A 6,489-nucleotide genomic window follows, 5' to 3' on the forward strand; every position below is an offset into this window, starting at 1 on the left:
ATTATAGCATCTTTTCTTTTGAAATTTAACCGCTGAAATCCTTGTTTTAAGGTTTATTTTCCCGTATGATGAACTTATCATTGTATGACATAAGACAATTTACGCTGAAATCAAGGAGGATACCATGAAAATTGCATTGATCAACGAGAACAGCCAGGCTGCCAAGAACGAGCTTATTGAAACCACCCTTCGAAAAGTCGTGGAACCCCAGGGCCATGAGGTCTTCAACTATGGCATGTATGGTGCCGAAGATCCCGTTTCCCTCACCTATATCCAAAACGGGATTTTAGCCGCCATTCTCCTGAACTCCGGAGCGGCCGACTACATCATCACCGGATGTGGCACTGGCGAAGGCGCCATGCTCGCCTGCAACAGTTTCCCCGGAGTCCTTTGCGGTCTTGTGGTGGATCCCGCCGATGCCTACCTCTTTGCCCAGATCAATGACGGCAATGCCATTTCTCTGCCCTTTGCCAAGGGCTTTGGCTGGGGTGCCGATCTAAATCTTGCCTATATTTTCGAGAAACTCTTTGACGGCGAAAGCGGACAGGGCTATCCCCAGGATCGAGTCGTTCCCCAGCAGCGCAACAAGAAGATCTTGGATGAAGTCCGCCAGGTGGCCTTCCATGATCTCCTCACCATTTTGAAGAACCTGGATCAGGATCTCCTCAAGGGTGCCATCGCCGGACAGAACTTTAGGACTCTCTTCCTGGCCCATGCTAAAGAAGGGCAGCTTAAGGACTACATCGTCAGCCTTCTGTAATTTCTCTTTACCTGAATTTTCCTTTGGCAACCGCAGCAGAACGTGCTGCGGTTGCTTCCTTTTTCAGTCATTTTCCCCTAATCAAATCTCCCTAAGAGTCCCCTCTATATTCACCATGTCGGACTCATGCTATAATGACCTTATCCCCCCTGGGGGGATAAGGAGGTTCTCATGAGTACAAATCCAAATCCGCCAAATTCCCATTCTCATTCCCATACGGAAACGAAGCAAGTACTCCATCGGCTTGCCCGGGCTTCCGGGCATTTGGATGCCGTTCGAAAAATGGTGGAGGAAGGGCAAAACTGCTCCGATGTCCTCATCCAGCTTTCTGCGGTGATCTCCGCCCTGAACCGAGCGGGAAAAGTCCTTCTCCTGGATCATCTCAAGCACTGTGTCACCGATGCAGAGGAAGGCCTGGGGGCCTGGGAGGAGGTGGAGGATGCGCTGGATAAGTTCTTCAGGTAAACCATCCCCAACCCAGCGAAGAGCCATGCTCTATGCTTTTTTGGCGGCCGCTTCCTATGCCCTCAGTTCTCCATTTTCCAAGCTGCTTCTCCATGAAGTGCCGGAGATCCTTTTGGCCGGCTTACTTTATCTTGGAGCGGGCCTGGGCATGGTGCTCCTCACGGGATTCAGCCGGTTCCAGAAAAATCCCTCTCCAGAGCTTTCCCTGGATCAAAAGGACCTGCCCTATGTGGTGGCCATGGTTCTGCTCGATATTTTAGCCCCGATTCTTCTCCTCCTGGGGCTGAAAACCACCGCTGCGGCCAACGTATCCCTCCTCAATAACTTTGAGATCGTGGCCACAACCCTCTTAGCCCGGCAGCTCTTTCAGGAGAAGATCTCCCGAAGCTTAGGCTGGGGGATTTTTCTCATCACCCTGTCCACACTACTTCTCAGCTTTTCCAGCCTGGAAAGCCTCTCCTTTTCCTGGGGCTCTGTCCTGGTGCTCCTGGCCTGCCTTTCCTGGGGACTGGAGAATAACTGCACCCGGATGATCTCCAGCAAAGATACAAGGCAGATCGTCCTCATCAAAGGCTTGGGCTCCGGCACCGGATCCCTTCTCCTGGGCCTTTTCGTCGGTGAGCTTTTACCGCGATTTCCCCTCATTCTGGGATCCCTTCTCCTGGGTCTGGTGGCCTATGGACTCAGTGTCTATCTCTACGTCCGGGCCCAGCGGGATCTGGGGGCCTCCCGAACCAGCGCCTACTACGCCGTGGCTCCCTTCATCGGGGTCGTCCTTTCCATCCTTATCTTCCGGGAGCTCCCCTCCTGGAACTTCTGGCTGGCCCTCCTCCTCATGCTCCTGGGCACCCGCCTCACCCATGGGAGCGAGGATGATGAATCCACTGTCCAAACTTCATAAATCAATAACGATAGCCGAAAACCGCCGGGAAAAGCTCTAAAATGAGACCTTTCCCAGCGGTTGTTTTATGAGGTTGATATTCGATTATTTCCTTTTGCTTTTCCCATACCTTTTTAGCGCCAGAGAAAGGCCCAGAAGAACCAAGAGTACCCCGAATACCGGGAAAAACACTTCCGCAGAGCTGCTGCCTGTGGAGGGCAGCAGCCCGGTGATTTCCGGATCATTGGCCACCGTAAGAACGATTTTCTCCCCTTCCTTCACTTGCAGGGAAAGGTCCTCCTCCAGGAGGACATAACCCTCTGGTGCACGGGTTTCTCGCAGGAGATACTCTCCGGCTTCCAATGCCGGGAAAAACAGCGAGCCCGATTCGTCCGTAATTCCAGAGGCCACCACTTCCCCTTCTTCGCTAAGGAGCTCAAACTCTGCTCCGTAGAGGAGTCTTCCCGTTATTGAATCTTTCTTGAAAAGCTGAATCGAAGAGTTCTTCGGCAGCGGAGTCTTCTCATTGATAAAAATGTAAGGGTCTCCCTTCACCGTTTTCTTTACGCGTGTAACGGTACCTACAGCCTCAGTCTTGGACAGCTCATACCCCTGCGGGGCCTCCAGCTCTCGGACATGGTAGGTCCCAATGGATAGACCAGTGAAGCGCACCAGACCATTTTCATCGGAATACTTTGTCTGCAGCAACTCTTCTTCCTCGTCATAGAGTCCAAACAGCGCATTCGAAAGCGGATTTCCTAGAACGTCCGTCTTTTTGACTTCCAGGCTACCTCCCACGTGGGGATCCTCTTCATTGAGGAGAACTTCTTTTGACTGATTGACCACCACCGCGGTGAAGTCGTCATTATAGCCTACAGAAACGAGAATCACTTCATCGGTGAGGAGATATCCCTCGGGAGCCTTTGTTTCAACAAGAGTATATTCTCCCAGAGGAACCGCGGTGAACTCTACCATTCCATTCAGCGCTGCCACCTCTCTCACGACTTCCTGACCCAAAGCATCCCGTCCCGAAAGGCGGAAGGTCCCGCCTGTAAGGAGTTCTCCGTCCGGCCCGGTTTTTGACAGCTGAATTTCTCCTTCTGCCCAAAGATTTACCGTTTCAAGGGTTTGATTTTCCGTGAGCCGCTGACCGCCAAAGATCGCCGGATTACGCAGGTACCCTACCGGCGGTAGGATTTCCTCAGCGAAGAACACCCAGGAGGGCAGATTCTTGAAGACCGCATTCCCCTCTGCATCCGTTAACGCGGTGAGCGGTTTTCCCTGACTGTATACCGGCTGGCCCTTGAAGTTCAGCAGACGGTACATCGCCCCAGGAACAGGTTTTCCTTCCTGATCCACCTTGTGCACGGTGAGACTGAGGCTTCCACTCCCCCCGCTGGACCAGAGATCTTGTACGACGATACGCCCTGCCGTTCCGGCGCCTACAGGACTTCCCGTTTCCCCCGTAAGAGACACTGTATTGGAAAAGTCCAGATCATCGCTGAGAATATTGGTGGTAAATTCCAGACGATAAATCGTACGGCGATTTTCCGGAAGTTTCACCGTCAGAGTATTCCCGTTGGTTCCCGTGGGAAGATCTACCTGGTAGCCATCGGTCACCAGGACCCCTGCGCCGCTTTCTTCCACGACACCCTCGGGGGAGATCCCCACTTCATAGAGCTTCAATGTCGCCGTATCCAGCTCCAAGCCCTCATGGAGCTGATCCACCACCTGTGCACCACTCAGCAGAAGCATTCCAGGGTTGATGACGACAGACCAGTGGATCTGATCAGAATTTTTCGTGTAGCGGAATCCCTTCGTAATGACTGGATTCTCCACCTGAACTGATGCCGTAGCAGATATGGGCACCTTCAGCTCCTCTGCATGAAGTGTAGCCAGGTTCGTGAATGTCTTATTTCCATTCCAGGGGTTTAAGAGTGCTTCATCGGTGAGCACGGCATAAAACGATAGACTATAGGAGGTATCCAGATCGCCCAGCGCTACTGTGAACTCGCGGCTCCCTGAGGTCCCCTCAGAGGGTACTACATTCACCGTTGACCCCGTATTTTCCGCCAGAAGCACCATGGGATGGTTCTCATCCAACCGCAGAACCATGCCCTCCGGAAGCGTTTCCCGAAGGACTGCTCCGGTGAGCGGAAGTCCATTCCGATTCACCGCAATTTTCCACTTCACGATATGCGTGGCGTAATTGTAGCTTTCAACCACAGACTTTGCCAGCATTTGGCTGCGGAAGGTCTTTGTACCTGTGACGCTGATATCCGTCTCCCCTGTCCGGCTCAGCGTTACGGTGTTTCCAAACCGAATGTCGCCATTGGCGTAAAGCGTGTCCAGACCTGATGCATCGCCTGGAGTCATGGGGTTTTCATCCACAATGGTCGAAGAGTACTCCACGGTCCATGCCCCTTCACCATCCCCTAGGGTATAGGTGAACTGGCGGCTGAAGTCATCGGAGGATGTGAGACTCCCCATCGCTTCAGCTTCAGCGGTTTGGAAGACCACGATTCCTTTATGCTTCACCACAAAGGGATGCGTCTCATCCAGCAGGATGCGCTGCCCCAAGGGAAGAGTATCGGAAATCTTTGCCCCCTTCACGGGGATGGCGTTACGGTTCACCGTGATCGTCCAGCGGATGCTGTTGGGATAGCGGTAGTCCTGGGTGGATCCCCCGTTTTTTTGCACCAGCCCTCCGGAACCAATCACCTGCACCGATGCCCTATCCTGAGGAAGCGATCCCCCAACGGGCATATCCTTCCAGCCAAATCCTGCCCGGTTGGTAAAACTCAACGTACCGTTGGTATTGAGGGCTGTGTCTTTGTCTGTCAGTCGGGAGTGAAACGTTAAAATCGCGGTCCCAGAGAATTCTCCCTGGGGAAAACGGACCGTAAGAACACTTTCCCCACCGGCACTGGTGTTCTCATAGGTATAGGTTCCCTCTCCCGTTCCGGGGCTAAGGTTTAAAGGTGCACTGGAGCCCATCTTTAAGGTAATGGGGTATCCCGCATCCTCAACCAGAGTGAGCCCGGGAGGAAGGAAATCCTGAATAAAGGCACCCTCCACCCTTCCGCCGGCCGGTACAGTGACTTGAACGGACCATCGCTGAAAGGGACCTTGAGGGGTCGTCACATTCTGACCACCCTTGGAGATCCAGTCTACAGCTACCTGTGCTGTCGCTGAATCTGTCACTTTTTCGCCCTTTCGGGCAACATAGGCTTCATTGGTAAATCGGGTAACTTCAGAAGAACTGCTGGCCCCCGTTTCCGGGGAAAAATCCACGGGAGTTGTCCCATATTGGATCACCTGTTTTCCGGTGCTTCCCGAAGGAAAAGTGTATCTTATGGTGTTCATCGTGGAAAGGTCCAGTTTCTCGTCGCCAATGATCGCTTCGCCCTGAAGAAAGGAACCCGAAGCAAAGCGCTGGTTGGCACTATAGAGATCCACCAGGGTGTATCCCGCCAAATCTATCCCTGCAGGGGGAGTAAGTGCCACCGTCCACAGGATTTTTCCAGTGGTGGCATCGTAGCGTCCTTCCTTTTCTAGGGTAATTTTCGGGGGTGGAGGAAGAGCGCGAGTAAAGAATATCTCCTGACTTCCCAGGGTGAAACTAGTCTTCGACTCCTCCCCATCAGTCACTTCTCTGAAAATCCCCTCCAGTCCGACCATGCCCCAGATCTGACGATGATCCGATACCTCTTCGGAAAGGAGTACGCGAATCACATTGGAAGAAGTGAAGGCCCAGGTACCTAAAAGCCAAGGGGTTGCGTTTCCATCCTCCCGAGCATAAATCTTGGCAGCGTCTACCCCTGGAAACTGGTACTCCAGTCCTTCCGGAAGGCGGATGTCAAAATACTGACCACCATGGTACTGATAAAGTGTTCCCTCCCCATCGCCGTCCTCCAGATGAAAGACATAACTGAGCTGAAGGCGAGAACCTTCCGGTACATCGTGAAAGGTATTGTCCACCAGTGGAATAGAACCCCCTTGGGGCGTGGTGACGAGAACCTTGGAGGGCCCTCCAAGACCGGCATAATCCCCATTGGTCTCATGGATCTTTAAGTACCCCCCTTGTCCCGTCAGGTCTTCTTGGACTCCTGATTCTGCCGCCACAGGGATGGTGCTGCTTTGGAGCAGAACCATGAGGGTTAAAATCCAGCTCAACCATTTTCGTTTTCTTTTTGTCATGTTAATCTCCTTTTCTACCATATCAATTCCGGAACACATCAGAATTTCATCGCAAAGAAATGTTCGTAATATAGAATCGTTCTTATTTTACATTAAGTTGCAATTTGTGTAAATAGTAAAATAAAGTATACCAATTTTGGACACTAAAAAGGTACCAGTTTCTGCCACGAAGTATACCACTTCG

General features: G+C 52.3%; 4 protein-coding genes. 3 read left to right on the forward strand and 1 reads right to left on the reverse strand.

The features are described 5' to 3' along the window. Positions 1–124 precede the first annotated feature (124 nt). The 3 genes from KCG48_RS06710 (at position 125) to KCG48_RS06720 (ending at position 2,126) form a co-directional block, all read left to right on the forward strand. On the forward strand, positions 125–760 hold the full coding sequence (locus KCG48_RS06710; protein WP_211800767.1) for an RpiB/LacA/LacB family sugar-phosphate isomerase: 636 nt from the start codon (positions 125–127) through the stop codon (positions 758–760). 171 nt (positions 761–931) lie between these two features. Then, positions 932–1,225, forward strand: coding sequence for a metal-sensitive transcriptional regulator (locus KCG48_RS06715; RefSeq protein ID WP_211800769.1), 294 nt, complete (start codon positions 932–934; stop codon positions 1,223–1,225). After that, on the forward strand, positions 1,200–2,126 hold the full coding sequence (locus tag KCG48_RS06720; RefSeq protein ID WP_211800770.1) for a DMT family transporter: 927 nt from the start codon (positions 1,200–1,202) through the stop codon (positions 2,124–2,126). Before KCG48_RS06715 ends, KCG48_RS06720 begins: the two co-directional genes overlap by 26 nt. Before the next feature lie 84 nt (positions 2,127–2,210). Here the strand turns inward: KCG48_RS06720 and KCG48_RS06725 are convergent, their stop codons facing one another. Beyond that, positions 2,211–6,305: a SpaA isopeptide-forming pilin-related protein gene (locus tag KCG48_RS06725; RefSeq protein ID WP_211800771.1), complete on the reverse strand. Its 4,095-nt coding sequence runs from the start codon at positions 6,303–6,305 to the stop codon at positions 2,211–2,213. Positions 6,306–6,489: the final 184 nt, after the last annotated feature.

The organism is Proteiniclasticum sediminis (genome assembly GCF_018128025.1).
Classification (GTDB): domain Bacteria; phylum Bacillota; class Clostridia; order Clostridiales; family Clostridiaceae; genus Proteiniclasticum; species Proteiniclasticum sediminis.

Excerpts from the sequence above, each read along its gene's own strand:
- KCG48_RS06710 (WP_211800767.1), top strand. The coding sequence starts at position 125 with ATGAAAATTGCATTGATCAACGAGAACAGCCAGGCTGCCAAGAACGAG.
- KCG48_RS06715 (WP_211800769.1), top strand. The coding sequence starts at position 932 with ATGAGTACAAATCCAAATCCGCCAAATTCCCATTCTCATTCCCATACG.
- KCG48_RS06720 (WP_211800770.1), top strand. The coding sequence starts at position 1,200 with ATGCGCTGGATAAGTTCTTCAGGTAAACCATCCCCAACCCAGCGAAGA.
- KCG48_RS06725 (WP_211800771.1), bottom strand. The coding sequence starts at position 6,305 with ATGACAAAAAGAAAACGAAAATGGTTGAGCTGGATTTTAACCCTCATG.